Source organism: Mycolicibacterium phocaicum, from assembly GCF_010731115.1.
In the GTDB taxonomy this organism is placed as follows: domain Bacteria; phylum Actinomycetota; class Actinomycetes; order Mycobacteriales; family Mycobacteriaceae; genus Mycobacterium; species Mycobacterium phocaicum.
The window spans coordinates 179,267-205,074 of sequence record NZ_AP022616.1; the positions used below are offsets into that span (position 1 = coordinate 179,267).

Annotated in this window: 23 protein-coding genes; 17 read left to right on the plus strand and 6 right to left on the minus strand. The window is 68.3% G+C overall.

Annotated elements, in window-relative coordinates; translation table 11 throughout:
- Window positions 1–27: 27 nt before the first annotated feature.
- Genes G6N46_RS00885 through G6N46_RS00895 form a run of 3 tightly spaced genes read right to left on the minus strand, consistent with a single transcriptional unit; the run spans window position 28 to window position 3,559 of the window.
- The gene (locus G6N46_RS00885; RefSeq protein WP_138249795.1) at window positions 28–1,257 is read right to left on the minus strand and encodes a glycosyltransferase family 4 protein; all 1,230 of its coding nucleotides are present in this window, start codon (window positions 1,255–1,257) and stop codon (window positions 28–30) included.
- The gene (locus G6N46_RS00890; protein ID WP_138249822.1) at window positions 1,254–2,786 is read right to left on the minus strand and encodes a 1,4-alpha-glucan branching protein domain-containing protein; all 1,533 of its coding nucleotides are present in this window, start codon (window positions 2,784–2,786) and stop codon (window positions 1,254–1,256) included. Before G6N46_RS00890 ends, G6N46_RS00885 begins: the two co-directional genes overlap by 4 nt.
- A 26-nt stretch (window positions 2,787–2,812) precedes the next feature.
- A complete protein-coding gene (locus tag G6N46_RS00895; protein WP_138249821.1) occupies window positions 2,813–3,559 on the minus strand; it encodes a class I SAM-dependent methyltransferase in 747 nt (248 codons plus the stop codon).
- Window positions 3,560–3,877: 318 nt separating this feature from the next.
- Between G6N46_RS00895 and G6N46_RS00900 the strand changes: the two genes are divergently transcribed.
- The 5 genes from G6N46_RS00900 (at window position 3,878) to G6N46_RS00920 (ending at window position 10,287) form a co-directional block, all read left to right on the plus strand.
- Entirely contained in the window at window positions 3,878–4,678 is an 801-nt protein-coding gene (locus G6N46_RS00900) for an electron transfer flavoprotein subunit beta/FixA family protein (protein ID WP_135356586.1), read from the plus strand.
- Window positions 4,679–4,724: 46 nt separating this feature from the next.
- The gene (locus tag G6N46_RS00905) at window positions 4,725–5,681 is read left to right on the plus strand and encodes an electron transfer flavoprotein subunit alpha/FixB family protein (protein ID WP_138249794.1); all 957 of its coding nucleotides are present in this window, start codon (window positions 4,725–4,727) and stop codon (window positions 5,679–5,681) included.
- Between the two features lie 93 nt (window positions 5,682–5,774).
- Window positions 5,775–8,564, plus strand: coding sequence for a helix-turn-helix transcriptional regulator (locus G6N46_RS00910; protein WP_138249793.1), 2,790 nt, complete (start codon window positions 5,775–5,777; stop codon window positions 8,562–8,564).
- 98 nt (window positions 8,565–8,662) lie between these two features.
- Window positions 8,663–9,571 (plus strand): hypothetical protein, encoded by a 909-nt coding sequence (locus G6N46_RS00915; RefSeq protein ID WP_234880705.1) that lies wholly within the window; start codon window positions 8,663–8,665, stop codon window positions 9,569–9,571.
- Window positions 9,568–10,287: an SDR family NAD(P)-dependent oxidoreductase gene (locus tag G6N46_RS00920; protein ID WP_138249792.1), complete on the plus strand. Its 720-nt coding sequence runs from the start codon at window positions 9,568–9,570 to the stop codon at window positions 10,285–10,287. Before G6N46_RS00915 ends, G6N46_RS00920 begins: the two co-directional genes overlap by 4 nt.
- A gap of 67 nt (window positions 10,288–10,354) precedes the next feature.
- On the opposite strand, the gene G6N46_RS00925 is transcribed toward G6N46_RS00920, so the two are convergent.
- Window positions 10,355–11,269: an MBL fold metallo-hydrolase gene (locus G6N46_RS00925; protein ID WP_073694278.1), complete on the minus strand. Its 915-nt coding sequence runs from the start codon at window positions 11,267–11,269 to the stop codon at window positions 10,355–10,357.
- 209 nt (window positions 11,270–11,478) lie between these two features.
- Between G6N46_RS00925 and G6N46_RS00930 the strand changes: the two genes are divergently transcribed.
- The 7 genes from G6N46_RS00930 to G6N46_RS00960 all read left to right on the plus strand — a co-directional run bounded on the left by G6N46_RS00930 (window position 11,479) and on the right by G6N46_RS00960 (window position 17,492).
- Window positions 11,479–12,042, plus strand: coding sequence for a sigma-70 family RNA polymerase sigma factor (locus tag G6N46_RS00930; RefSeq protein ID WP_138249791.1), 564 nt, complete (start codon window positions 11,479–11,481; stop codon window positions 12,040–12,042).
- Between the two features lie 57 nt (window positions 12,043–12,099).
- The gene (locus G6N46_RS00935; RefSeq protein WP_083611967.1) at window positions 12,100–12,228 is read left to right on the plus strand and encodes a sigma factor-like helix-turn-helix DNA-binding protein; all 129 of its coding nucleotides are present in this window, start codon (window positions 12,100–12,102) and stop codon (window positions 12,226–12,228) included.
- 94 nt (window positions 12,229–12,322) lie between these two features.
- Window positions 12,323–12,724 carry a cupin domain-containing protein gene (locus G6N46_RS00940; RefSeq protein WP_073694149.1) on the plus strand — a complete coding sequence of 134 codons (402 nt, stop codon included), beginning with the start codon at window positions 12,323–12,325 and terminating at the stop codon, window positions 12,722–12,724.
- On the plus strand, window positions 12,724–13,383 hold the full coding sequence (locus tag G6N46_RS00945) for a nitroreductase (protein WP_073694150.1): 660 nt from the start codon (window positions 12,724–12,726) through the stop codon (window positions 13,381–13,383). The genes G6N46_RS00940 and G6N46_RS00945 overlap by 1 nt, the downstream gene beginning before the upstream one ends.
- Window positions 13,384–13,446: 63 nt before the next feature.
- A complete protein-coding gene (locus tag G6N46_RS00950) occupies window positions 13,447–14,190 on the plus strand; it encodes an SDR family oxidoreductase (protein ID WP_073694151.1) in 744 nt (247 codons plus the stop codon).
- A 66-nt stretch (window positions 14,191–14,256) separates the two neighbouring features.
- Window positions 14,257–16,035 carry a flavin-containing monooxygenase gene (locus tag G6N46_RS00955; RefSeq protein ID WP_138249790.1) on the plus strand — a complete coding sequence of 593 codons (1,779 nt, stop codon included), beginning with the start codon at window positions 14,257–14,259 and terminating at the stop codon, window positions 16,033–16,035.
- On the plus strand, window positions 16,032–17,492 hold the full coding sequence (locus tag G6N46_RS00960) for an aldehyde dehydrogenase (RefSeq protein ID WP_138249789.1): 1,461 nt from the start codon (window positions 16,032–16,034) through the stop codon (window positions 17,490–17,492). The genes G6N46_RS00955 and G6N46_RS00960 overlap by 4 nt, the downstream gene beginning before the upstream one ends.
- A gap of 115 nt (window positions 17,493–17,607) precedes the next feature.
- On the opposite strand, the gene G6N46_RS00965 is transcribed toward G6N46_RS00960, so the two are convergent.
- Window positions 17,608–18,750 carry an NDMA-dependent alcohol dehydrogenase gene (locus tag G6N46_RS00965; RefSeq protein WP_138249788.1) on the minus strand — a complete coding sequence of 381 codons (1,143 nt, stop codon included), beginning with the start codon at window positions 18,748–18,750 and terminating at the stop codon, window positions 17,608–17,610.
- Complete coding sequence (locus tag G6N46_RS00970) at window positions 18,747–19,781, minus strand: LacI family DNA-binding transcriptional regulator (RefSeq protein ID WP_138249787.1); 1,035 nt, start codon at window positions 19,779–19,781, stop codon at window positions 18,747–18,749. Before G6N46_RS00970 ends, G6N46_RS00965 begins: the two co-directional genes overlap by 4 nt.
- Before the next feature lie 139 nt (window positions 19,782–19,920).
- On the opposite strand from G6N46_RS00970, the gene G6N46_RS00975 reads away from it, so the two are divergent.
- The 5 genes from G6N46_RS00975 (at window position 19,921) to G6N46_RS00995 (ending at window position 25,805) form a co-directional block, all read left to right on the plus strand.
- On the plus strand, window positions 19,921–21,324 hold the full coding sequence (locus tag G6N46_RS00975) for a purine-cytosine permease family protein (RefSeq protein WP_073694281.1): 1,404 nt from the start codon (window positions 19,921–19,923) through the stop codon (window positions 21,322–21,324).
- Window positions 21,321–22,403, plus strand: coding sequence for a C45 family autoproteolytic acyltransferase/hydrolase (locus G6N46_RS00980; RefSeq protein ID WP_073694155.1), 1,083 nt, complete (start codon window positions 21,321–21,323; stop codon window positions 22,401–22,403). Before G6N46_RS00975 ends, G6N46_RS00980 begins: the two co-directional genes overlap by 4 nt.
- Window positions 22,400–24,010, plus strand: coding sequence for an amidohydrolase (locus G6N46_RS00985; protein WP_138249785.1), 1,611 nt, complete (start codon window positions 22,400–22,402; stop codon window positions 24,008–24,010). The genes G6N46_RS00980 and G6N46_RS00985 overlap by 4 nt, the downstream gene beginning before the upstream one ends.
- Before the next feature lie 110 nt (window positions 24,011–24,120).
- Window positions 24,121–24,954, plus strand: coding sequence for a GNAT family N-acetyltransferase (locus G6N46_RS00990; RefSeq protein WP_138249784.1), 834 nt, complete (start codon window positions 24,121–24,123; stop codon window positions 24,952–24,954).
- Window positions 24,951–25,805: a lysophospholipid acyltransferase family protein gene (locus tag G6N46_RS00995; RefSeq protein ID WP_138249783.1), complete on the plus strand. Its 855-nt coding sequence runs from the start codon at window positions 24,951–24,953 to the stop codon at window positions 25,803–25,805. Before G6N46_RS00990 ends, G6N46_RS00995 begins: the two co-directional genes overlap by 4 nt.
- The last annotated feature ends 3 nt before the right edge of the window (window positions 25,806–25,808 follow it).

The following is a 25,808-nucleotide window of genomic DNA, read 5'->3' on the forward strand; positions in this document are numbered from 1 at the left end:
GTTCTATGGATTTTCGGTGAAGAGCCCTCAGCCGCGGTCGGGCAGCGGCCGTTCGACGATGGGACGGCGCGCGTGCGGCAGGCGCTCGCCCCGCTTGGCAGCCAGATACACGTCCGACGTCTCGGCCGCGACGGTCTGCCACGAGAAGTCGTGGTTCAACCGATCGCGCGCGGCCAGCGCGCGCTGCTGCGCGCCCGCGGGGTCGTCGAGTACCTTGCGGACCGCCGACGCCAGCGCGCCGACATTGCGCGGCGGGCAGGAGACACCCGTCTTGCCGTTGATCACCGCTTCGCCGAGCCCGCCGACATTGGAGGTCACCAGCGGCGTACCGGCCGCGGCGGCCTCCAGTGCCACGATGCCGAACGGCTCGTAGTGGCTCGGCAGGACCGCAGCATCGGCCCGGTGCAGCAGTTCCAGCAGCCCGGAATGGTCAACGCGGCCAACGAAATTCACGGCCTTGGTGACCTTGGCCTTGCGGGCCTCCTCGACCAGCCAGTCGTACTGGGTGCCGTCACCGGCGATGGTCAGCGTGGTCCCGGGGTGGGTCCGCCGGATTCGGGGCAGCGCGGCGATGACGTCGTGCACGCCCTTCTCGTACTCGAGCCGGCCGACGAACAGCAGCTCGGCCGGGCCGTCGTGCCTGCGCCGCATGGCAAACGGCCAGCCGGCGGTGTCGATGCCGTTGCAGATCACGCTCACGTCGGGCAGCTCGGGTCCGAACAGCTCGGTGATCTCCTCGCCCATGGATACCGAGCAGGTGATCAACGAGTCGGACTCGTGCACGAGCCACGATTCCAGCGAGTGGACCTGGCGGCTCACCGGGCCGGAGAGCCAGCCCGAATGCCGGCCGGCCTCGGTGGCGTGGATGGTGGAGACAAGTGGCACGTCGAAGAATTCGGCCAGGGTCACGGCGGGATGCGCGACCAGCCAGTCGTGCGCGTGCACGACGTCCGGGGTCCAGTCGCGCAGGCTCAGGCCGGCGCGAATCATCGCGTGCCCCATGGCCAGTGTCCAGGCCATCATGTCGGTGCCGAACTTGAACTCGTTCGGGTCGAGAGCCGCGGAGATCACCCACACGCCCTCGTGCACCTCGTTGGTGGTGGGGTGCGTGCTGGGATCGGTGTCGGCGGGGCGACGGCACAGCACCACGACCTCGTGGCCGAGGGCGGCCAGCTCGACGGCCAGATGGTGGACGTGGCGTCCGAGGCCACCGATCACCACGGGTGGGTACTCCCACGAGACCATGAGGATTTTCATCGGGGTAACCGCCTGGCGTCCAGGGCGCCGAACAGTCCGTCGGCGCGGTTCCAACCTTCCGCGAGCTTCTGTGCCTGATCGCGCCGTCCAGACGCGAGGGCACCGGCGATCTCCCGGGTGGCGTGCGCGTGCAGGTGCGCGCGATAGCGAGCATATTCCGCCGCGGTGTCTTTGCTCACCATGAAGGGCCAGTCGCTCGAGACGGTCAGCAGGGCTTCCCGCAGGATCTGGTCGGCCACCCGGTCGCGTGCCGGGTACGCCGAATCCTGCGCCAGGACCTTGTCCACCGTGGTCAGCGCGGTATCGACGACCTCGGCGTTGAGCGTCACGAAGTCGGCGACCTGCTCGCCGGACCAGACCTGCCAGTCCTTGCCCGAGCCCCAGGAACTTGGCGGCAATTCGACGGGCGAGCCGACGAAGCCGCCCGCGATCGCGTCCGACAGCGTGCCCACCTGGACACCGGCGGCCGGCAGCGCGCGCAGTACGCGTCCCAGCCACTCCGGTCCCTCGTGCCACCAGTGCCCGAACAGCTCGGTGTCGAATGCGGCGACGACGTGGGCCGGCCGCCCGGTGCGCTCGGACTCCGAGATCAGCCGGCGCCGAACCGTGTTCACGAAATCCGCGACGTGGGTGTCGATCGCGGCGGCGGCGCGCTCGGGCTCGTACGGGGCCTTGGACTCCGACGGGACGGTGCGGCCGGTGACCCGGGCCGGCTTGAGGCCGGTGAGGTGGTCGTAGGTGTGGAAGTCGCGGTAGGCCGGGTGCCCCGGGTAACCGGACTTGGGGGACCACACGCGGTAACTGACCTGCAGGTCGCGGCCGAAGGCCACGACGTCCGACTCGCCGACCGGACGGCCGAGCGCGGTGTCGCCGTGCAGCGACGGGCCGTCGACCATGAAGTGGGTGACGCCGGCGGCCGCGTAGCCGGTCTCCATGCCGGGGGCGTAGGCGCATTCGGGTGCCCAGATGCCGCCGGGGGTGTGCGCGAACCGGGCGCCGGCGTCGGCCAGGCCCTCGCGCAGCGCGAACTCGCGCAGCCGGGGGTTGAGCAGCGGCTGGAACGGATGCGCCAGCGGGCCGCCGAGCAATTCGATGGTGCCCGCGCCGATGAGCTGCCGCAGGACCGGGCTGCCGCCGTGCTGCCAGTGCTCGGCGAACTCAGCGAGCGCCGCGCCCGCCTGCTGGTGTTCGTGAATGCCGAAGGCGCGCAACGCTTCCGGTGAATTGAACGTTTCGGGTGCGCCCCCGCCGTCACGGACGGTCGTCGCCTCCAGCGCGCGCAACTGCCAGTTGGACAGCCACTGCTGCATGCCGGCCAGACAGTACGGATCGTCGAGCTGGGCGGTGACGACGGGCGTCATGCCCAGGGTCAGCAGGTGGCCGCGACCTTCCTCCGCCAGCTCGCGCAGGACGCGCGTCAGGGGCAGGTAGGCCGTCGCCCACGACTGGTAGAGCCACTCCTCGCCGACCGGCCAGCGGCCGTGGTGCGCCAGCCAGGGCAGGTGCGTATGCAGCACCAGGGTGAACATCCCCGGTACCGGCGTCGGCGAATCACTCACGGCCGCACCGCGATTGCCACCAGGTCGAGGCTGTCGTCGATATCGACACCGGCGGCACCGGCGTCCAGTAGATCGAAATCGTCGATGGTCACGGCGGCGACGTCGGCCAGCAGGTCCGCGGGCCAGGGCGCATCGGCCACCGCGCGGTCGATCTGCGCCTGGATGACGGAGCCGCCGTGCCGGGCGTCCAGCTCACGCAGCCCGGCGCCGTGATAGACGCCCAGCATGGCCTCCATGACGAAGCCCTGCTCGGTGAGCAGTTCGGTCATCTCGGCGGCGTTCAGTTCCCGGGTGTGGAACGGGTTGAGCGGGGTGTCGCTGCCGGGGGTGAAGGTGATGCGGTTGGGCGTCGACATCAGCAGCACGCCGCCGGGCCGCAGCACCCGCAGGCATTCGGCGACGAATTGTCCTTGATCCCAGAGGTGTTCGATGACCTGGAAGTTGACCACGACGTCGACGGACGCGTCGGGCAGCGGCAGCGCGGCCAGGTTGCCGTGCAGCATCTCGACCCTCGGGTAGCGGGCGCGGATGTGCGCCACGGAGGACTCGTCGTAGTCCAGCCCGATGACCCGGCGCGCGACATCGGCGATGAGGTCGGCGCCGTAGCCCTCGCCGGCACCGGCCTCCAGGACGTCACGGTCGCGGCAACGGTCGACCAGTCGCCGATACACCACCTCGTGACGGCGGAACCAGTAGTTCTCCTCCGCCAGGTCCGGGACCGTGCGCTCACCGGTCAGTGGCATGACTGGCACTGACCGGGCGTGGCCGTCCGGCTGGATTTCGGGAAAAGTGCTCATTAGATAGGCAGGCTAGCTCAGAGTGGTCCATGAATTCCCAGGCCCGATCGGTTGGGCCGTTCCACCTGCTGGTTCTGCCATGTTGCCGAACCCTCTCAAGTGTGGTCAAGAAAACAAAAGGCGGCATCCTCGGGCCGCGTTCGACCAGCTATGGTGTTCCTGCGCCATGCCACATAAGTTACCGAGTAGTAACATGTTGGTCGTTGCGTTAATCGTGAATGCCAGGCCGACCGCCGGCCTCATCGAGGAGGACGAACCACACCCATGACGAACATCGTGGTCCTGATCAAACAGGTCCCTGACTATGAGTCGGAGCGCAAGCTCAACGACGGCGACTTCACCCTCGACCGCGAGTCCGCGGACGCGGTGCTCGACGAGATCAACGAGCGCGCCGTCGAGGCCGCGCTGCAGATCAAGGAGAAGGAAGAGGCCGCCGGCGGCGCCGGCACCGTCACCGTGCTGACCGTCGGACCGGAGCGGGCCACCGAGGCCATCCGCAAGGCTCTGTCCATGGGCGCCGACAACGCGGTGCACGTGAAGGACGACCAGCTCAAGGGCTCGGACATCGTCCAGACCGGTTGGACCCTGGCGCGCGCGCTGGGCACCATCGAGGGCGCCGAGCTGGTCATCGGTGGCAACGAGTCCACCGACGGTGTCGGTGGCGCGGTTCCGGCCGTCATCGCCGAGCTGCTGGGCCTGCCGCAGCTGACCTCCCTGCGCAGCATCTCCGTCGAGGGCGGCAAGGTCACCGGTGAGCGTGAGACCGACGAGGGCGTCTTCGGCCTGGAGGCTTCGCTGCCCGCCGTCGTGAGCGTCAACGAGCGCATCGGCGAGGCCCGCTTCCCGTCGTTCAAGGGCATCATGGCCGCCAAGAAGAAGCCGGTCACCGTGCTGACGCTGGCCGAGATCGGTGTCGAGGCCGACGAGGTCGGTGTCGCCAACGCCAGCAGCAAGGTGCTGTCGTCGACGCCGAAGCCGGCCAAGGCCGCGGGCGAGAAGATCACCGACGAGGGCGAGGGCGGCAACAAGATCGCCGAGTACCTCGTCGGCCAGAAGCTGATCTAGCCCCCACCACACCGAAACTTCCAGAAAGACACAGAGGCAAATACGCATGGCTGAAGTACTTGTGCTCGTCGAGCACGCCGATGGTGCCCTCAAGAAGGTGAGCACCGAACTGATCACCGCTGCCCGTGTGCTCGGTGAGCCGTCGGCAGTTGTGGTGGGTGCCCCCGGCACCGCCGCGCCGCTGACCGACGCCCTCAAGGCCGCCGGTGCGGCCAAGATCTACGTCGCCGAGTCGGATGACGCGGCCAACTTCCTGGTCACCCCGACCGTCGACGTGCTGGAGGCTCTCGTCGAGTCCGCCGGTCCGGCCGCCGTTCTGACGGTCGCCAGCACCGAGGGCAAAGAGGTCGCCGGTCGTCTGGCCGCCCGCCTGGGTGCCGGTCTGCTGGTCGACGTCGTCGACGTCAAGGCCGGTGGCATCGGTGTGCACAGCATCTTCGGTGGCGCCTACACCGTCGAGGCGCAGGCCAACGACGTGCTCCCGGTGATCGCGGTCCGTCCGGGCGCTGTCGAGGCCGCCCCGGCCGACGGTGCCGGCGAGGTCGTCAACGTCGAGGTTCCGGCCCAGGCCGAGAACGCCACCAAGATCACCTCGCGCGAGCCGGCCGTCGCCGGTGACCGTCCGGAGCTCACCGAGGCCAGCGTCGTGGTCGCCGGTGGCCGTGGTGTCGGCAGCGCCGACAACTTCGCGGTCGTCGAGGCCCTGGCCGACTCGCTCGGCGGTGCCGTCGGTGCTTCGCGTGCCGCGGTCGACTCGGGCTACTACGGCGGTCAGTTCCAGGTCGGCCAGACCGGTAAGACCGTCGCCCCGCAGCTGTACATCGCCCTCGGTATCTCGGGCGCCATCCAGCACCGCGCCGGCATGCAGACGTCCAAGACCATCGTCGCGGTCAACAAGGACGAAGAGGCCCCGATCTTCGAGATCGCCGACCTCGGCATCGTGGGTGACCTGTTCCAGGTCGCTCCGCAGCTGACCGACGCCATCAAGGCTCGCAAGGGTTAGTTTCCGTTTGGCAGGAGCGCCCCGGAACTTCGGTTCCGGGGCACTTTTGCGTCCGGATGCGAGTACGGACAGCAAATGGATACGGTGATGCCGATGTCGAGCCAGGATCGTGGGCCGGTCTTGCGCGGCCGCGATAGAGAGATCACGACGCTGCGCGGCCTGTTGTCGGCCGCGCGGTCGGGCAGCAGTCAGGTGCTGGTCCTGCGCGGTGAGGCGGGGGTCGGCAAGACCGCGCTGCTGCGGCATGCGATGGACGTCGCCGACGGCTTTCGCTGTGTCCACGTGACGGGCGTCGAGTCAGACATGGAGCTGGCCTACGCCGGCCTGCAGCAACTGTGCGCGCCGCTGCTGCATCACCTCGACGAGTTGCCGACGCCGCAGCGTGAAGCACTGGACGTGGCCTTCGGTCGCGGCGCCGGGGCGGCGCCGGACCGCTTCCTGGTGGGGCTCGCGGTGCTGAGCCTGCTGGCGGCCGCCACCGACGATCAGCCGCTGTTGTGTGTGGTCGACGACGCGCAGTGGCTCGATCAGGTGTCGGTGCAGACTCTCGCCTTTGTCGCGCGGCGGTTCCTCGCCGAGCCCGTCGTGCTGCTGTTCGCGACCCGCGACGCCGGAGCGCAGGCGCTGGGGACCCTGCCGGAACTGGCGGTGACGGGTCTGTCGGATGCCGATGCCAGGGATCTACTGGACTCGGTGCTGCTGGGTCGCGTCGATCCGCGGGTGCGTGACCGTCTCGTCGCCGAGACGAGGGGCATCCCACTGGCCCTGCTGGAGGTTCCGCACAGCGTTCATGCCGCCGAACTCGCGGGCGGGTTCTGGAACATGGGCACCGGGCGCAGTGTGACGAGCCAGGTGGAGGACAGCTACCGGCGTCGTGTCGAGGCGCTGCCACCGGCCACCCGGCAATTGTTGTTCCTCGCCGCCGCCGACCCGGTGGGGGACGCCGCGCTGTTCCAGCGGGCCGCAACGATTTTGGGACTGTCCGTCAGCGCGCTGGCGCCGGCCGAGGCGGCGGGATTGATCGAGTTCGGCGCGCGGGTTCGGTTCAGCCACCCGCTGATGCGTTCGGCTGTCTACCGTGCGGCCGATGTGAACCAGCGCCGATCGGTCCACCGGGCGCTGGCCGAGGCCACGGATCCACGGCACGACCCCGACCGGCGCGTCTGGCATTTCGCCCACGCGGCAGCGGGGCCCGACGACACGGTGGCCGCGGATCTGGAGCGATCCGCCGGACGGGCCCAGCGCAAGGGCGGCGTCGCCGCGGCAGCGGCCTTCCTGGAACGCGCGACGGTGCTGACCGCGGACCCGGCCCTGCGTGCGGCCCGGGCGCTTGCGGCGGCACAGGCCAAACGCGACGCGGCGGCACCGGCGGCGGCGTACGAACTCCTGGCGATCGCCGAACTCGGTCCGCTGACGAAACTGCAACGGGCACAAGTGGATCGGTTGCGGGCCCAGATGCAGTTCGCCCGCAGTCGAGGCGGCGGGCCGGGCGTGCCTCCGCTGAGCGATGCCGTGCAGAAGCTGCTTGCCGCGGCCAGAGATCTCGAGACGCTCGATGACGGACTTGCCCGCGAGACATATCTCGAGGCGCTCGCCGCCGCCATGTACGCCGGGCGGCTGAGCCGGCCCGACACGCTGCCGGAGGTGGCCGCGGCCGCGGCCGCTGCCCTCGGCGATGCGGCGGAGTTGCACCGGCCGGTGGATCTGTTGCTGAGCGGCGTGGCGAGCCGGATCGTCACCGGTGGTGGTACCGAACAGATGCGCACCGCGCTGGAGCTCATCTGCCGGCACGCGCAGGACGCCGACGGGCAATTCCTGCGGTGGATGCCGTTGGGGCTGGCCATCGTTCAGGAATCGGCCGTCGGCGAGATTTGGGACGACGGCATCCACCGGCTGCTGGCCACCGCCGCGATCCGCCAGGCGCGCGACGCCGGTGCATTGGCCGTGCTTCCGTCCGCACTGGCCTTCGGTGCCGGAGTGCATCTGCTTGCCGGCGAATTCGACACGGCGGCAGCGCTTATCGCCGAGGCCGCCGTGATCTCGGCGGCGACCGACTACGCCCCGTTGCGGTACCACTCGCTGTCGCTGGCGGCGTTTCGTGGGGTCGCGGGTGACGCGGTGTCCATCATCGAGTCGGCAGCGGCCGACGCGGCGGCACGCGGCGAAGGCCGGGTGCTCGGCGTCACGGGGTTTCTTTCGGCTGTGCTCTACAACGGACTCGGGCGCTACGCGGAAGCCTTCGCCGCGGCCAGGAACTGTTGCGAGTACGACGATCTGGGCTTCTACAGCTGGGGTCTGGTTGAGCTCGCCGAAGCCGCATCACGCATCGGGGACAAGGAAACCGGGGGGTGGGCCGCGCAGCGGCTGGCTGCTCGTGCGGGTACCAGCGGCACCGACTGGGGGCTGGGTGCACTCGCCTACGTACGTGCCCTGGTTGCGGAGGACGAGGACGCAGATGCCCTGTACGCCGAGGCCATCGAACGGCTCGGGCGCACCGGTGTCGTCTTCCTCCTGGCCCGGGCTCATCTGTGTTACGGAGAATGGCTGCGCCGCTTGAATCGTCGCGTGGCAGCGCGGGAGCACCTCGGCACGGCATTCGAGATGTTCAACCGCATGGGGGCCGAGGCGTTCGCGGAGCGGACCCGCCGCGAGCTGATCGCGGCCGGCAAGAAGGTCCGCAAGGAGCCGGTCAGTTCCGGTGACGAGCTGACGACGCAGGAGGCCCAGATCGCCGAACTTGCCGCCGGCGGTCTGACCAACCAGGAGATCGGTGCGCAGCTGTTCATCAGCACGCACACCGTGGAATGGCATCTGCGCAAGGTCTTCGTCAAGCTCGGCATCACGTCGCGGCGACAGCTGCGCACGCTCTTCCCCTCAAGCTGAACTGGACCACGGACCACGAACTTCCAAGGGTCCGCCGCGGTGCGCGATCGGTCATGCTGAGCGCATTCCGCGAAAACCCTTGAAGGGAAAAGATTTCTGTGTCCCGCATCCTGTTGCAGACGACGATCACCGAGTGCGCCGACGATTGGGATGTCAGCCGGTTTTCGATGTTGGCGGACGAACTGAGGGCGTGTGGTCATCACGTGACCGCACGGAACCGGTCGTGCCTTGCCGACGACCCGGTGCTGAGCCGGCTGGACGCGCTCGATTTCGACCAGGTGTGGCTGCTGGCGGTCGACGTCGGTAACGGGCTGACGGCGGCCGACGCCGACGGCATCCGGCGGTTTCGCGAGCGCGGTGGTGGCGTACTCACCGCACGCGATCACCAGGACCTCGGGTGTTGCCTGAACCGCCTCGGATTCCTCGGTGTGGTCAACGAATTCCACGACCCGACCCTCGATCCCGGCGACCTGTGCGACGACCAGGACAACCCGGACATCTCCTGGCCCAACTACCACTCCGGAGCCAACGGCGATTATCAGCCGGTGCTGGTCGACGGCGAGCCGCACGAACTGCTGCGGACGAACCGCACAGCCAGCGGGCACATCGAATGGTTCCCCGCGCATCCGCACGAGGGCCTGGTGTCCGCGAAAGGTCCGCTCGTCCAGGCTATTGCGACGGGTCGCAGCACCGCGACCGGCCGGCATTTCAATCTTGCCGTCGTGATCGACGGTGAACGGTCGCCGGACGGCCGGCCGATGGGCCGCGCGATCGCCGAGTCGACCTTCCATCACTTTGCCGACTACAACTGGGATCTCGCCGCGGGTGCACCGTCGTTCGTGTCCGATGTTCCCGGCACACAGATCAAGGACGACCCGTCGCGACTGGCGGTCTTCAAGGACTACATCGCCAATATCGCTGCCTGGCTTCAGCCGCCGGCTGCAGGTACTGCGACGAAGAGTGTCAAACCGATGATCCGATCTGGATCAAGTGAGGAGCAACAATGACGGAACTGACCGGACTCACCGCGCTCGTGACCGGGGGAACCGCGGGCATCGGGTTCGAGACCGCGCGGCTGCTGGCCGTCGAAGGCGCTACGGTGATCATCACCGGACGCTCGGCCGCCCGCGGTGCCGCGGCGGCCGCCGAACTCGGGGTGCGGTTCATCGCCGCCGATCTCGCCGACCTGGAATCCGTGAAATCCCTTGCCCCGCAATGCGGTGACGTCGACATCGTCGTCAACAACGCCGCCAGCTTTCCGGGGGCGCTCACCGTGGAGCAGGACGTCGCGTCGTTCGAGTCGACGTTCGACACCAACGTGCGCGGCGCCTACTTCCTGGTGGCGGCACTGGTACCGGGCATGCTGCGCCGCGGACGCGGGAGCATCGTCAACGTCACCTCCATGGTGGCGTTCAAAGGGGTGCCGGGGGCGTCCAGTTACAGCGCCTCCAGGGCGGCGCTGGAATCGTTGACCCGCACGTGGGCAACTGAATTCGGGCCGAGCGGGGTTCGCGTCAACAGCGTCGCGCCGGGGCCGACGGCGACGCAGGGTGTGGTGGCCGAGTGGGGTGACACCAATGATGAACTCGGTCGTGCGCTGCCGCTGGGCCGCACCGCACAGCCGGCAGAGATCGCGCAGGCGGTGCTGTTCCTGGCGTCGCCGCGATCGAGTTTCATCACCGGCTCGACGTTGCACGCCGACGGCGGCGGCGCGGCGGCCTGAACGCACCGAAGCACGCCGAAAACGGCCCCCGGACAACATGTCCGGGGGCCGTTCTCGTGGTCAGCGGTCAGTAGTCCCAGGACGCAGGCACACACCGGAAGGTGTCGCCGGTCGCCGCCACGTGGCACACCGATGGGAACGGCAGGTGTGTGGCGACCAGGGCCGATCGGGTCGCCGCGACCTCCCGCAGCAGGCCGCCGCGGACGCGGGCCGCTTCCACCGGGTCGTGCTCGAAGCCGTTCTGCCACTCGGGGTTGTCGAACCCGGGAGCGAACACGGCATCGCCGGCGAACATCAGCTTCTCGCCGCGGGACTCCAGCCGGACCACACTGTGGCCGGGCGTGTGACCGCCGGTGCGGGAGATGAGCACGCCCGGTGCGATTTCGTAGTCCGCCTCGAAAGTCCGCAGTTGGCCACGGTATTCGTTCAGGAACTGCGTAGCAACCCGCTTCAGCACGTCCGGAATGGGCTGCGGCATGACCGTGCGCGAGAAGTCCGGTGCCTCCCAGAACTCGGCTTCGGCGGTGGCGGCGTGCACCCGCAGATCGGGCCGCAGCCGGTCCTTGACCCCGTCGGTGATCAGCCCACCGACATGATCCATGTGCATGTGGGTCAGCACGACGTCGGTCACGGACCCGAGGTCGACGCCGGCAGCCTCGAGGCGATGGATGGTCTGGCCGGCACGGGGGAAGTCCGGGAACTCCAGGCCCAGCCCCGCGTCGACCAGGATGGTCCGGTCCCCGCTCCGGACGACGACCACGTTCAGCGGCCAGTCGATGATCTCCGGCGGCAGGAAGTTGTCGTTCAACCAGCCCGCCAGGTCGGCCGGAGGGGTGGTGGTGGCCAGCGTCGATGCGGTGATCGGCAGGACGCCGTCGCTGATCACCAGTACCTCGATGTCGCCGACCTGCACCGCGTAGCGCGACGGCACCAATTCGTCGAGCCCTGTCTGACCGAGGTGGGAAATGTTGTCCACGCTCACGTTGTCTCCTTCTGGTCGTTCGGCAGTGGATTTGCCCCTGCGCAGGGTTGAACGCGCACCGATCAGCGAAGTCATCCATGCCGTCACACACCACGGATTCATGTTTTCGACTACGGACTTTCAAAGGTCTCCTGCGGCCGCCGTGCGACGAGGCTGGATGCGGCGGGACGAGATCACCGCCACCGGTTGAGCGAGGGGAGGCTTCGATCGTGACGGCAGCGCCGGTGCCGGACTCCGAACTTGCTGCCCGGTTCGTCATCGAGGCCGTCCCGCTGCTCGACGCTCTGGGCCGCGGTGCCCGCCGGCTGACGCGCTGTGAGGCTGACGCCGAAGATCTGTTGCAGGACACGCTGTTACACGCGTTTCAGGGCTTCGCGTCGTTCCGCCAGGGCACCAATCTGAACGCGTGGCTCTTCCGAATTCTGCACAACCGGTGGATCAGCAGGCATCGCTATCGGGAAGCTCGCCCGTCCGAGGTCTCACTCGAGATCATCACCGCCGGTGGCCATGAACCGTCGGCCGTCCGCCGTTCGGCCGAAGCGGAAGTGCTCGACTTCATGCCGGACGACGACGTCGAGGCAGCTCTCGCGGAGCTGTCGGAAGGCGCCCGGATGGCGATGTTCTACGTCGGGGTCCAGGGGTACACATTTGCCGAGACCGCCGCACTCATGGACGTGCCCATGGGCACCGTCATGTCACGGGTGTCGCGTGGGCGCAGGCAGTTGCGTGTCGCGTTGGCGCACTTGGACCATCAACCCGGTTCGGCGCGCTAGCCGGCCACCCGCAGGTGCGTGCGGGCGGCGAGTTCCGCGTCGTCGACAGGGGTGAGCATGTCCCAGATCGAGGGATACAGCTACGCCGAGACTGCCGCGATTCTGGGGATTCCGCACGGCACCGTCATGTCCCGGGTGTCCCGTGGCAGGCGACGGCTGCGCGTCGCCCTGGCTCACATCTCGTGACCCACCGACTACGGACTTCCAAGGGTCCGGCGAAGCAATGTGCAGGGCAGGCTGATTGACAGGCCGTCCGTCTGAATTCAACTGAGGAGCAACGATGTTCGCCACGTCCGACGACATAGCCAAAGCCATCACGACCATCCAGACCGTCACGCCGCCGTTCATTCCGGCCGACGCGCACGTGATGACGGTGATCATCGAATGGCCGCCGGGAGGGGTCGGAGCCCCGCCGCACAGGCACCCCGGCGGACCGGCGTTCGGCTATGTGCTGGAGGGGGAGATGCTCTTCGAGCTCGAAGGCGAGGCCCCACGAGTGGTCAAGGCCGGGGAGGCGTTCTGGGAGCCCGGGGGCGACGTCATCCACTATTCGGACGGCAACAATCGCGCGGACATCCCGGTGCGCTACCTCGTCACGATGGTCTGCAACCCGGACATGCCGATGCTCGTGGTCGTCGACGACGACGAGCTCGAAGCCCGCAAGAATCGTCGAGTCCGCTGATGGCCGAGTTCGGCGACGTCGTCCGGTCGCGGCGGTCGGCGCGGAAGTTCTTGCCGGACAAGGTCGTCCCGCATGAGCTGCTCGAGGAAGCTCTGACGCTGGCAGTACGAGCGCCGTCGAACTCCAACACCCAACCCTGGCACGTGTTCTTCGCTACGGGTGCGGCACGTGCCCGCCTGTCCGAAGCGCTGCTCGCCGCCGTCGAGTCGACGCCTCCGGCGATGGACGCCGCCGGCCTGCCGCAGAGGTTCGCGCACCTGCGCCGAGACAGTGGAGCGCTGGTCTACGGCGCGATGGGAATCACTCGTGATGATGCGGAGGGCCGCTGGGCCGCTCGGAGGCGAAACTGGGAGTTCTTCGGCGCCCCGGTTGCCGCAGTGGTGTGCATGCATCGCGATTTCGGGGACGTCGATGCACTCGGTGTGGGGATGTTCCTGCAGACCCTGCTGCTGGCGCTGGAAGAACGGGGCGTGGGCAGCTGCGTGCAGGTCTCGATTGCGTTGTACCCGGACGTGCTGCGCGCACAGTTGGACATCCCCGAGGAACTCACCATCCTGTGCGGGATATCGATCGGCTATGCCGATCCGGGATTCCCGGCGAACAACCTGGACATTCCGCGCAATCCACTCAACGAGAACTTCGTATTCCACGACCAATGACCCGCTGCGCAGCTGTCAGAGCTGCTGCAGCACAACAGAAATCAAAGATGAAAGGGCAGTCTCATGAAGATCACCGTGATAGGGGCCAGCGGCCAGATCGGCTCGAAGGTCGTCGCGCTGCTGGGCGCCGCCGGCCACGAGACCGTGGCCGCCTCCCGTGAGTCCGGTGCTGACGTGCTCACCGGAGCGGGCCTTGCCGACGCTCTTGCCGGCACCGATGTACTCGTCGACGTCGTCAACTCACCCGACTTCTCCGACGGCCCGGTGCTCGACTTCTTCACCAAGTCGGCGACGAACCTGACGACCGCCGCCAAGAACGCGGGCGTCGGCCACTACGTCGCCTTGTCCATCGTGAACTGCGACGGTCTGCCGGACAGCGGTTACATGCGGGCCAAGGTCGCCCAGGAACGCATCATCACCGGATCGGGGTTGCACTACACCATCGTGCGGGCCACGCAGTTCCATGAATTCGCCGAGGCGATCACGGCGTCGCTGGTCGTCGACGGCGTCGTGCGCGCGCCGGAAGGCCTCATCCAGCCGATGGCCGGCAAAGACGTTGCGGCCGAAGTCGCCCGCGCGGCGCAGGCCGCACCGATCGACGGGATCACCAATATCGGCGGACCCGAGAAGATGACCTTCGCCCGACTGGCCGAGCTGGCCCAGGCGCACAGTGGCAGCACCCTGCCGATCGTGGTCGACCCGGCGGCCGTCTACTTCGGCACGAAGGTCGGCGACACGGGCCTGGTCACCGGTGCTGACGCCACCATCGCCACGACCCGCCTGCAGGACTGGCTGGCGGAGCACTGATCGCTTGCCGCCGCCGCGGCGCGAAAGGTCCTTGCCAGAAACTGAAACGTGTTCCAATATGCATCGATGAGGCATGGCGGGAGTTCGGACAGCGACGGCACGACGTTCGACCCTGACGCGCTGCGGCAGCGGTACGCCGAGGAGCGCGCGCGACGGCTGCGGTCCGACGGCATCGGGCAGTACGTAGAGATCGCCGGCCGGTTCGCGGCGTTCGGTGAAGATCCTTGGGCCGAGCCGGGTTTCACCCGGGAGCCGCTCACAGACGAGGTCGACGTCGCGATCATCGGAGCCGGCTTCGGCGGGCTGCTCACCGGCGCCCGGCTGCGGGAACTGGGTGTGGCCGATATCCGGCTGATCGACAAGGCAGCCGACGTGGGCGGCACCTGGTACTGGAACCGGTATCCGGGGATCGCCTGCGACGTCGAGTCGTACGTGTACATGCCGCTGCTGGAAGAACTGGACTACGTTCCGACCGAGAAGTACGCCAAGGGTGCCGAGATTTTCGCGCACTGCCAGGCCATCGCCCGGCACTACGACCTGTACCGCAACGCCTGCCTGCAGACCGAGGTGCGGGAAATCCGTTGGGACCCGTCCGATTCGCGGTGGGTGATCGCCACCAACCACGGCGACGCCATCCGGGCCCGGTTCGTCTCGATGGCCAACGGTTACCTGCAGAAGCCCAAACTGCCCGGGATCGAGGGCATCACCGAGTTCGCAGGCCATGCGTTCCATACCAGCCGCTGGGACTACGCCTATACCGGCGCGGGCCTGGAAAATCTGGCCGACAAACGCGTCGGCATCATCGGCACCGGCGCGACGGCGATTCAGTGTGTGCCGCGGCTGGCACCGGCCGTCGGGGAGTTGTTCGTGTTCCAGCGGACACCGTCGACGGTCGACGTGCGGGCCAACGCACCGACCGACCGGCAGTGGGCGGCGGCGCTGGAACCCGGTTGGCAGCAGCGCCGCATCGAGAATTTCCAGATCCTCACCGCCGGTGGGCAGGCCGATGAGGATCTGGTCGCCGACGCCTGGACCAGCCTGGCGAAAGCCATGCCGATCGCCAGAGAGGGCACCGATCCGCAGGCGTCGACGGCGGAACTGGCCGACTTCGCCAAGATGGAGCAGATCCGGGCGCGCATCGACGCGCTGGTGACCGACCCGGCCACTGCCGAGGGCCTCAAGCCCTGGTACGGCTACTACTGCAAGCGGCCCTGTTTCCACGACGAGTATCTGCAGACCTTCAACCGGGACAACGTCACCCTGGTCGATACCCGGGGCCGCGGTGTCGAGCAGATCAGCGCACGCGGGGTCGTGGTGGACGGCACCGAATACCAATTGGACTGTCTGATTTTCGCCACCGGCTTCGAGGTCGGCACCGACTACACGCGGCGCACCGGGTTCGAGGTGATCGGCCGCGACGGAAAGACGTTGACCGACAAGTGGTCCGATGGGGTGCGCACGCTACATGGGTTGCACGTCAACGGTTTTCCGAACTGCTTCATCGCCAGCATCGCGCAGTCTGGCTTCACGGTGAACTTTCCGTACCTGATCGACACGCAGTCCCGGCACACCGCGTGGGTCATCGCGTGGTCGCTCAAGAATGACATCGCGGAAGTGGAGGCTTCGGCCGACGCCGAGGACAGCTGGGTTCGCGATGTGGTGGCGCGCTCCGTGGTGATCTCCGGCCGGCGCGAGGCCTGCACGCCCGGCTATTACAACCGTGAGGGACAGCCCAGCGACAGGCTGAACCAGGACAGCTTCTTCTTCGGCAGCCCCACCGAATATGCCGACATCCTCGCCGCCTGGCGGGAAGCGGAAACCCTTGAGGGGCTGGTGATCACATGAGCACGGCCCTGCTGATCGACGGGAAGCTGGTGCCGGGCCGGGGCGGCGAATTCGCGACGATCAACCCGGCCACCGAGGAGGTGCTTGGCCACGCCGCCCACGCGGACGGCGACGACATGGACCGGGCCATCGCCGCGGCCCGCACCGCATTCGACGACACCGACTGGTCGCGCGACACCGCATTCCGTGTGCACTGCCTGCGGCAGTTGCGCGATGCGCTGGGCGACGAGATCGAGCACCTGCGGACCATCACCGTCGCGGAGGTCGGGGCGCCGGTGTCGCTGACGTACGGCGGCCACCTGCAAGCGCCGATCGACGGTCTGGGCTATGTCGCCGATGTCGCCGAAAACTACCAGTGGACAACCGATCTCGGAGAGGCGACGCCGTTCGGTAAGCCGACGCGGCGCACCGTTGTCCGCGAGCCCTGCGGCGTCGTCGGTGCCGTCACGCCGTGGAATTTCCCGCACCAGATCAACTTCGCCAAGCTCGGCCCGGCGCTCGCCGCCGGCAACACCGTCGTGCTCAAGGCAGCGCCCGACACCCCGTGGTGCGCCGCCGAGGTCGGCCGGATCATCCACGAGCGCACCGACTTTCCCGCCGGCGTCGTCAATGTCGTCACTTCGGCCGATCATGCGCTCGGCGCGCAGCTCACCGAGGACCCCCGGGTCGATCTGGTGTCGTTCACCGGCTCGACGGCCACCGGCCGGGCCGTCATGGTGGCCGCCTCGCACACCATCAAGAAGGTGTTCCTGGAACTGGGCGGCAAGTCGGCCTACATCGTGCTCGACGACGCTGACCTGCCCGCGGCGTGTGTCGCCGCGGCCGCCGGTGTCGCGATGCACGCCGGGCAGGGCTGCGCCTTCACCACGCGGCTCCTGGTGCCCCGCGCACGATACGACGAGGCCGTCGCCGCGGCGGCAACAGCCTTGTCCGGCATCGGTTTTGGCGACCCGACCGATCCGAAGACCCTGTGCGGTCCGCTGATCTCCGCGCGCCAGCGCGACCGCGTCGAGGGCTACCTTCGGCTGGCGCTGGAGGAGGGTGGCCGGTTCGCGTGCGGCGGCGGCCGGCCGGCAGACCGAGCCAGTGGCTTTTTCATCGAGCCGACCGTCATCGCCGGACTCACCAACGATGCCCGCGTGGCCCGCGAGGAGATCTTCGGCCCGGTGCTCACCGTCATCGCCCACGACGGTGACGCCGACGCCGTGCGCATCGCCAACGACTCGCCGTACGGGCTGTCGGGCGCGGTGGTCGGCGCCGATCAGGACCGCGTCGACTGGGTGGCGTCACGGCTGCGGACCGGGACCATCAACGTCAACGGTGGGGTCTGGTACTCACCCGACGCGCCGTTCGGCGGCTACAAGCAGTCCGGGATCGGCCGGGAGATGGGCCTGGCAGGGTTCGAGGAGTACCTGGAGACCAAACTCATCGCCCGCGGTATCGCCGGAACCCGTTGACCCTGTAGCTACGGCGCATTTGTGCGAGTAGCGACCGCCCTGGTTTCAGGGTCAACGCGAGGTGGGGGCGCGAGCGCGTCGAGGCTGTACCTACGGCGAACTTTTGCGAGTGCGCCTACACGCCGTAATCGATCACCGCGCGAATCACCCGGCCGCCCAAGAGGTCATCGAACGCCTCGTTGATGTCGTCGAGTCGGTAGCGCCGGGTGATCATCTCGTCGAGCTTGAGCCGACCCTCTTGATAGAGCTGCGCCAGCGCCGGGATCTCGGTGGTCGGGTTGCACGAACCGAACAACGTTCCGCAGAGGTTCTTGTTCATCAGGATCAGGTCCTGCAGGTCGAGCTGCACGGCGCCAGCTGACCCAGCCGCCATCCCCGTCAGCACGCAGGTGCCGCCTTTTCGGGTCAGGGACAGGGCATCGGAGACGTCACCGTCACCGATGAGCGACGGCGATACGACCACGGCGTCGGCCATCACGCCGCGCGTCAGATCCCGTACCAGCTCAAGAGCTTCGGCGACGGTGGCCGCGGCGTGGGTGGCACCGAACCCGACTGCGGACTCCCGCTTGAACGCCACCGGGTCGACGGCCACAACATGAGCAGCCCCACCCAACGCGGCCCCCTGCAACGCCGCAGTACCGATCCCGCCGACCCCGATCACGACGACGGTGTCGCCGGCACGCACCCCGGCGCGCCGCACCGTCGACCCGTAGCCCGTGGGCACCGCGCAGGACAGCAGCGCGCTGGGCACCAGCGGCAATGCCGGGTCGATCTTCACCAGCGAATCCGCCGCCACCACAGTGTGTTCGGCGAACGCGCCGATCTTCGAGGTGTGTCGCAACTCTTCACCGGCGAGGCTGTGATGACGGAACGTGCCATCGGTGGGCATCCCGGGAATCAGTGTGCCGGCGCCGACGTCGCACAGGTACTCCATACCGCTTGTGCACCAACGACATTTCCCGCACACCGCGAGGAACGACGTCACCACATGGTCGCCGGGGGAGAACCGGGTGACGCCCGGACCGACTTCGAGCACCACCGCCGAGCCCTCGTGACCGCCGATGGTGGGCGGCATGCTCGGCACCGCAGCGCCTTTGGGCGCGGCCAGTTGGCCGGCGCGGATGTGATCGTCGGAGTGGCACAGCCCGGCCGCGGCCATCTGCAGCAGAACCTCACCGGCGCGCGGCGGGTCGAGCTCGAATTCCTCGACCGACCAGTCTCCGCCGACCTCACGGACAATCGCGGCGCGGCTTCTCATCGCGGCATCATAGGCCGGGTGGAGCCGCGGGTGATGAGGCGGCCGCACAGGTCGCCGTTCGGGATCGGGCGGTCCACGGCGTCAAGGCGATTGGCGAGCGTGGTGACCGCGACGCGGGCCAGGAGTTCGGGGCCCAGATCCACCGCGGTGATCGCGGGAACGGCCGAGCGGGTCTGCTCGGAATCCGAACCGGCGACGAGTTGCACATCGTCGGGCACCCGAAGGTCGTGACCGGTGAGGGCGCTAAGCATGCCGGCGGCGTGGCGGCCGGTGAGGCAGTAGACGGCGTCGGGAGTCGTTGCGGCACTGAAGAGTTCGTCAAAAGCCGCGGTTCCGCCGACCTGGCCCGCGGTCTCGGGTTGATGCACGACGAGCGGTTCCTGCCCGTGTTGCGCGGCCCAGTCGCGGTACGTCGACTCAGTGTCGAGGTTCCACGAGTTCCGATCCGTTCCTGTCACCAACGCGATACGCGTCGCGCCCGCGTCCTGAAGATGCTGCAGCACTTGCCGTGTCATCGACGCGGTGCCGGTATCGAGCCAGCTGTCATAACCGGCGTTCTCGGGATCCCGTCCGACGCTCAGGAACGGTATGTGCTCCTCGGAGAGCATGGCGACGAGCGGGTCGTTCGAAACCGGTTCGGTGATGAGGAAACCATCGCACGCCAAGGCAGCTGCGGGCGAGTCCTCCCGCGTCGGATCGGCGACGAGCATGAGCCCGTAGCCCAGCTCCATCGCGGCCAGGGCGGCTTGCCCGGCGAACCGGAGGAAATAGTCGACGCCCTCGGGAAGGAACGAATCCAGGGTCTCCAATGGCCGCAGGACGAGGGCCAGCACGCCGAGCCTGCTGTTGCGCAGGCCTTGCGCGACGACATCGGGCCGGTAGCCCAATTGCCGGGCGACCTCGCGGACATGCTGGCGGGTAGGGGCAGCGACCACGCCCTTGCCGCTGAACGTATGCGAGACGGTAGTCGCGGACACTCCGGCGCGGCGAGCCACGTCGTGGATGGTGGGACGGGTCCGTCGTTGTGTCACCACCACACGCTAGCAATGCAAAGACCTGCACCAAATCGATTTGAAGATAGTTCGTTCCACCCGTTGTCCAAATCGATTTGGTTCCGTACGGTGATCGCCATCACACGCCCTGCAAGTCCCCGGAGGAGTCATGTCTCTGATGACGCCCACAACTGACCAGCCGTCCGCCGATCGGTTGGGACAGGTCGAAACCCACGGCATCGACTACATCCCGGAAACCGAGCGGCACGGCCGGGCCCGCGAGCTGTTCGCGGTCTGGGCCGCGCCCAACGTCGGATACCTCGCACTGGTGGTCGGCGGCACGCTCATCCTGATGGGGCTGAGCCTCTGGCAGGCGCTGGCCGTCATCGTCGTCGGTAACCTGTTCTCCGTCCTCACCGGCATCGTCGCCGTCAGCGGCCCCGCGTCGGGCACCCCGAGCGAGGTCATCAGCCGGGCGATGTACGGCATCCGCGGCAACCGGGTCAACATCCTCGTGACCAGCTGGTTCATCAGCGTGTGTTACCTCGCGCTGAACTGGGCGGCCGCCTCCTACACCGCGTTCCGACTGGCCGAGCGATTCGGCGTCGAGGTGACCGTCCCCGTCAAGGTCGTGCTGATCCTGGCCGTTGCCGGAGTCACCCTCGTCATCGGTGTCTACGGGCACGCCACCATCGTCCGGCTGTACCAGCCGCTCGCACTCGTGCTCACCGCGGTCTTCGTCGTGATGGCGTTTTTCGTTCTGGGCAAGGCGGACTGGGCATATCACCCCGCCGAGCCTCTGCACGGCGTCGGGCTGTGGGCGGCCATCGCTGCCGGATTGACCATCGTCGCGTCGGCGCCGCTGTCGTACACCAACAGCGCCGACTTCGCCCGCTACCTGCCGTCGGACACGTCGCCGGTCGCCGTGGCCGGGTGGACCTCGCTCGGTGCGTTCGTCCCCAGCGTCTTGACCACCGGGCTCGGCGCCCTCGCCGGGACGGCGTTGAACATGGCCGATCCGGAGTCCGCGATCGAGGGCGTCCTGCCGTCGTGGTTCATTCCCGTCTTCCTCGTCGCGGTCATCGTGGGCACCATCGCCAATAACGCCATGACGGCCTACAGCTCCGGGCTGGCGCTGCAGTCGGTGGGCCTGAAGCTGCGCCGCTCGCGGAGCGTACTGCTGGACGGCAGCATCGGCACCGCAATGACGATGTATGCCCTGCTCGTATCGAATTTCCTTGACACCGTGAGCAATATGATGCAGCTCGTGGTCACCGTGATGGGGCCGGTGATGGCCGTGTATGTCGCCGATGTGCTGTGGCGCCGCAACACCTACGACGGGCCCGGCCTCAGCGACGAGACCAGTGCCAGCCCCTACTGGTACACCGCCGGGGTCAATTGGGCGGGCGTCGTCGCCGTGGTGGTCGGGATCGGCCTGAGCCTGATGTGCGTCGCCGCCCCGGTGTTCACCGGTCCGGTGGCCAAAGCGGTTGGTGGCGTCGATCTTTCGCTGCCGGTCGGGCTCCTGGTGCCCGCGGTGGTCTACGTCGTGCTGATGAGCCGCCGGCAGGTCACACGATGAGCACCCGGCTGATGGTCACCGTCGACGCCGCCTCGCCCGCCGAACGCGGGGTGGCCCGCGGACACGCATTGCGTGCCGAGCTACCCGCGGCCGTCGACCTGTATTTCGAGCTGTTCCACACCGTCGGAATCGCTGACGCGACAGCGCATTCCGACGCGGACCGCATCGCCGACATCATCACCGGGTGGGACGCCCGGTACACCGACGAGATCCTCGGCGTGGCCGACGGTGCGGGTCTGGAACCCTGGCGGGTCATCGCGGTCAACGCCCGCACCGAGATCCTGTCGCAGGCGCTCGGTAGCCGGCCCGGTGAATGTTCCACCATCGGGCACCTGCCGCGGGCGGGATCGCCGTTCGGCATCCAGACCTGGGACTGGCACCAGGAGATGGACCCGTTCTGGCATCTGCACACCGTGAGCGGCCCGACGTACTCGTATGTGGGCCTGACGGAGCACGGCATGCTCGGCAAGATCGGCGTCAACAGCGCGGGGCTCGGCTTGTTCTTCAACATCCTCGGCCACCGCGACGACGCTCCCACCGGGGTGCCGGTGCACGTGCTGGCCGCGGCGGTGCTCGGCAACGCGGGCAGCGTCGCCGAGGCACTGGAGTTGTTGCGTGGGGCGCCGATCAGCACCTCGGGCGCCTTCACCCTGCTCGATACCGAGACGGCCGTCTGCGCCGAGCTCAGCCCCCGCGGCGTCTGTGTACTGCCACCGTGTGACGGCTATCTGCCCCACACCAACCACTTTCTCGATGCGCGGAACACGCCGTTCGAAAAGCCAGGGCTGTACGACCCGGATTCGCAGGAACGGTTGCAGCTCATCATGTCTAAGCTCGGGAGCTACCCGACGCCGCGGCAGCCCGACGATCTCGTCCACTATCTGCGGTCCGATCCCGGTGAGCCGCAACTGTGTTGCGTACCCGCGCCGGACGCGGTGTTCGGGCAGCGTTGGGCGACCCTGGCGACCGTGCTGCTGGAACCCGAGCACCGCCGCGCCGGCATCCTGGCGGGCACACCTCTTCAGGCCCGGGACGGCGCCTGGACCACCCTGGAATGCACGGAGGTCGTCGCCCGATGACAACGCACTATCGCGGCGGACGGATCTTCACCGCTGCCGAACCGGAATGGGCCCAATCCCTCGTTGTGGACGGAACGGAACTGGTCTTCGTCGGCGACACGGCGTCCGCCGACGGATGGCCCGGCATCACGCGCACCGTCGAACTCGACGGCGCGCTGGTGTTGCCCGGCTTCATCGACGCGCACACGCATCTGGTGTCGATGGGACAGTCGCTGCAACAGGTGGACCTGTTCGACGCCGTCGACCTCGCCGACATCCAAAACCGTTTGGCTGCAGCGGCTTCCGACGATCCGTCTGCTGCGAGGATTCTGGGCCGCAGTTGGCTCTACGCGCCACTGGCCGGCCAGGCCCCCGACCGGCACATGCTCGACGCGGCCGTCGCCGACCGGCCGGTGTACCTGGCGTCCAACGACGTGCACTCGGCGTGGGTGAACACCGCGGCGCTGCGCGAGCTGGGCATCGACGCCGACACCCCGGATCCCATCGGTGGCACCATCGAGCGTGACGCCGAGGGCAATGCCACCGGGATGCTGTACGAAACGGCCGCACTGGGTTTGATGCGCACGTTCCTCGACGGCACCGTCACCGACGCCGAACGCGACACGGCGCTCGCCGCCGCCTTCACGCACTATCTGGCAGCCGGTGTGACGGGTGCCGTCGACATGGGTCTCGATGGCGCCGATCTGCCCGCCCTGGAACGTGCCCTCGCGGCAGGTGACGGCACGCTGCCATTGCGGATCGCCGGACACTGGATCATCAACCGCACGTCCTCGGCTGCCGAGAATCTGGCCCAGGTGCGCGAAGCCGTCGAGCTCAACCGGCGACTGTCCGGGCCGTGGCTGCGCATCACCGGCATCAAGATCCTGGTCGACGGCGTCATCGACAGCTGTACCGCCGCGATGAAAGAGCCGTACGCCGACGGCAGCCATCCCGGCCCCATCTGGGATCTGGAAGCACTCGCGCCGGTGGTGGCCGCCGCCGATGCCGCGGGACTGCAGGTGGCCATGCACGCCATCGGTGACGAAGCCTCTGACATCGCGCTGTCGGCGCTGGAGCACGCGATCGAGGTGAACGGGCCGCGGGACCGCAGGCATCGCATCGAGCATCTGGAGACCGTCACCGAGGCCAACGTCGCGCGGCTGGCCCGGCTCGGTGTCATCGCTTCCATGCAGCCCGTCCACGCCGACCCCGCCATCGCCGACAACTGGCGGGCCATGCTGGGTGACCACCGGGCCGATCGGGGGTTCCCGTGGCCTGAATTCACTTCTGCCGGTGCGACATTGGCGTTCGGCTCGGATGCGCCGACCGCGCCGTACCCGCCGCTGCCCAACATGTTCGTCGCGACCACGCGGCGGTCCGCGTCCGATCCGGCCCTGGCAGCGCACCTGCCGCAGTATGCGTTGCCGTTGGCCGAGGCGCTGGCACACGGAACGCGTGACGCCGCCTACTCATGCCGGTGGGAGGACGTGACGGGCCGGCTGGTCGCCGGGCATGCGGCCGATTTCGTTGTGCTGGATCGCGATCCGTTCACCGTCGGTGTCGATGCGTTATTGACGGCCCGCGTGCGGACGACGGTGATGGCGGGCCGCGAGCATCACGTGGGCTGAGGGCATTTCAGACCCCAGATCACGGTGAAAGCCAACCGTTTCGCAACCGGTCATCAACGCGTTACGTGATTGATGCCGCCGCGCTGATCGGCTCCGTCACCGTGCTGAGCATGAGCACTAGTTCTGTACTCATCGCCCCCGACGACACTGCTGCTTCGACCGACACCCCGAGGTACACCCTCCTGTTGTCGGCCGATCCCGAACACATCGACGCCGCGCAGCGGCTTCGTCACCACGTGTTCACCTCCGAGCCGGGTTACACCCTCACCGACGACAGCCCCGGATTCGAAAGCGGCCGCGACGCCGACCGATTCGACGAGTTCTGCGACCACCTGCTGGTCCGCGAGGACCACACCGGCGAGTACGTCGGCTGCTACCGCATGCTGCCGCCGCCCGGCGCCATCGCCGCCGGCGGACTGTATACCGCAACGGAATTCGACGTCACCGCGCTCGACCGCCTGCGCCCGTCGCTGGTGGAGATGGGCCGCGCCGTGGTCCGCGCCGACCACCGCAACGGCGCCGTCGTGCTGCTGATGTGGGGCGGCATCCTGGCCTACCTGGACCACAGCGGCTACGACTACGTCACCGGCTGCGTGTCGGTGCCCATCCAGGGCAGCCCCGACGAGCCACCGGCCACCCAGATTCGCGGCGTGCGCGACTTCGTCAACAAGCGGCACGCCTCCGAGTACAAGGTGCGGCCGTACCGCCCGGTGATCATCGACGGCAAGTTGCTCGACGACATCGAGCCGCCGGCCCGGGTGACCGTGCCGCCGTTGATGCGCGGCTACCTGCGCCTCGGCGCCAAGGTGTGCGGTGACCCGGCCTACGACCCGGACTTCGGTGTCGGCGACTTCCCGGCCCTGCTGGACAAGCGCGAAGCCGACGTTCGGTACCTGACCCGGCTGCGGTCGGCGGCCGCGGCGACCGACAAGGCCGCCCAGTGACAACGCCCGTGACACCGCAGGAGCACGCCTGGCTGCCGAAGGCGTCGTGCGACACCAGCTGCATCCGGGTCGATGCCGTGCACGTCAGCCGCCCGATCGTCGTGGTGCTGCGCACGACCGTCCGGCTGATCATGACGATGCTGCTGCTGCCCGCGCTGCCGCTGCTGGCGGTACCGCTGCCCGGCAAGTCCCGCATCCAGCGGATGTACTGCCGCCTGATGCTGCGGTGCCTGGGCGTGCGGATCACCGTCTCCGGTGGCCCCATCCGCAACCTGAGCGGCGTCCTGGTGGTCGCCGGGCACGTGTCGTGGGTGGACATCTTCGCCATCGGCGCGGTCATGCCCGGCTCGTTCGTGGCCCGCGCCGACCTCATCGAGTGGCCGGCCCTGGGCTTCGTGGCCCGGCTGCTGAAGGTCATCCCGATCGACCGGCACAGCCTGCGTCGCCTGCCCGACGTCGTCCGCACCGTCGGGGACCGGCTCACCGCAGGTCAGACGGTCGTCGCGTTCCCCGAGGGCACCACGTGGTGCGGGCTGGGGCACGGCACGTTCGCCCCGGCCATGTTCCAGGCCGCCATCGACACCGGTCGCCCCGTGCAGCCGCTGCAGCTGACCTACCGGCACCCGGGCGGCGCGCAGTCGACCATCCCGGCGTTCATCGGCGACGATTCGCTGCTGACGTCCATCAAGCGCGTCGTCACCGCCAAGCTGACGGTGTGCCACATGCAGGTGCAGTCGCTGCAGCTGCCCGGCACCGACCGCCGGGATCTGGCCGCCCGGTGCCAGGCTGCGGTGCACCAGGTGGGTCCGCTGCCCGTCGCCGCTGTTCACGGGCACGTGCTGGCAGCCTGACCG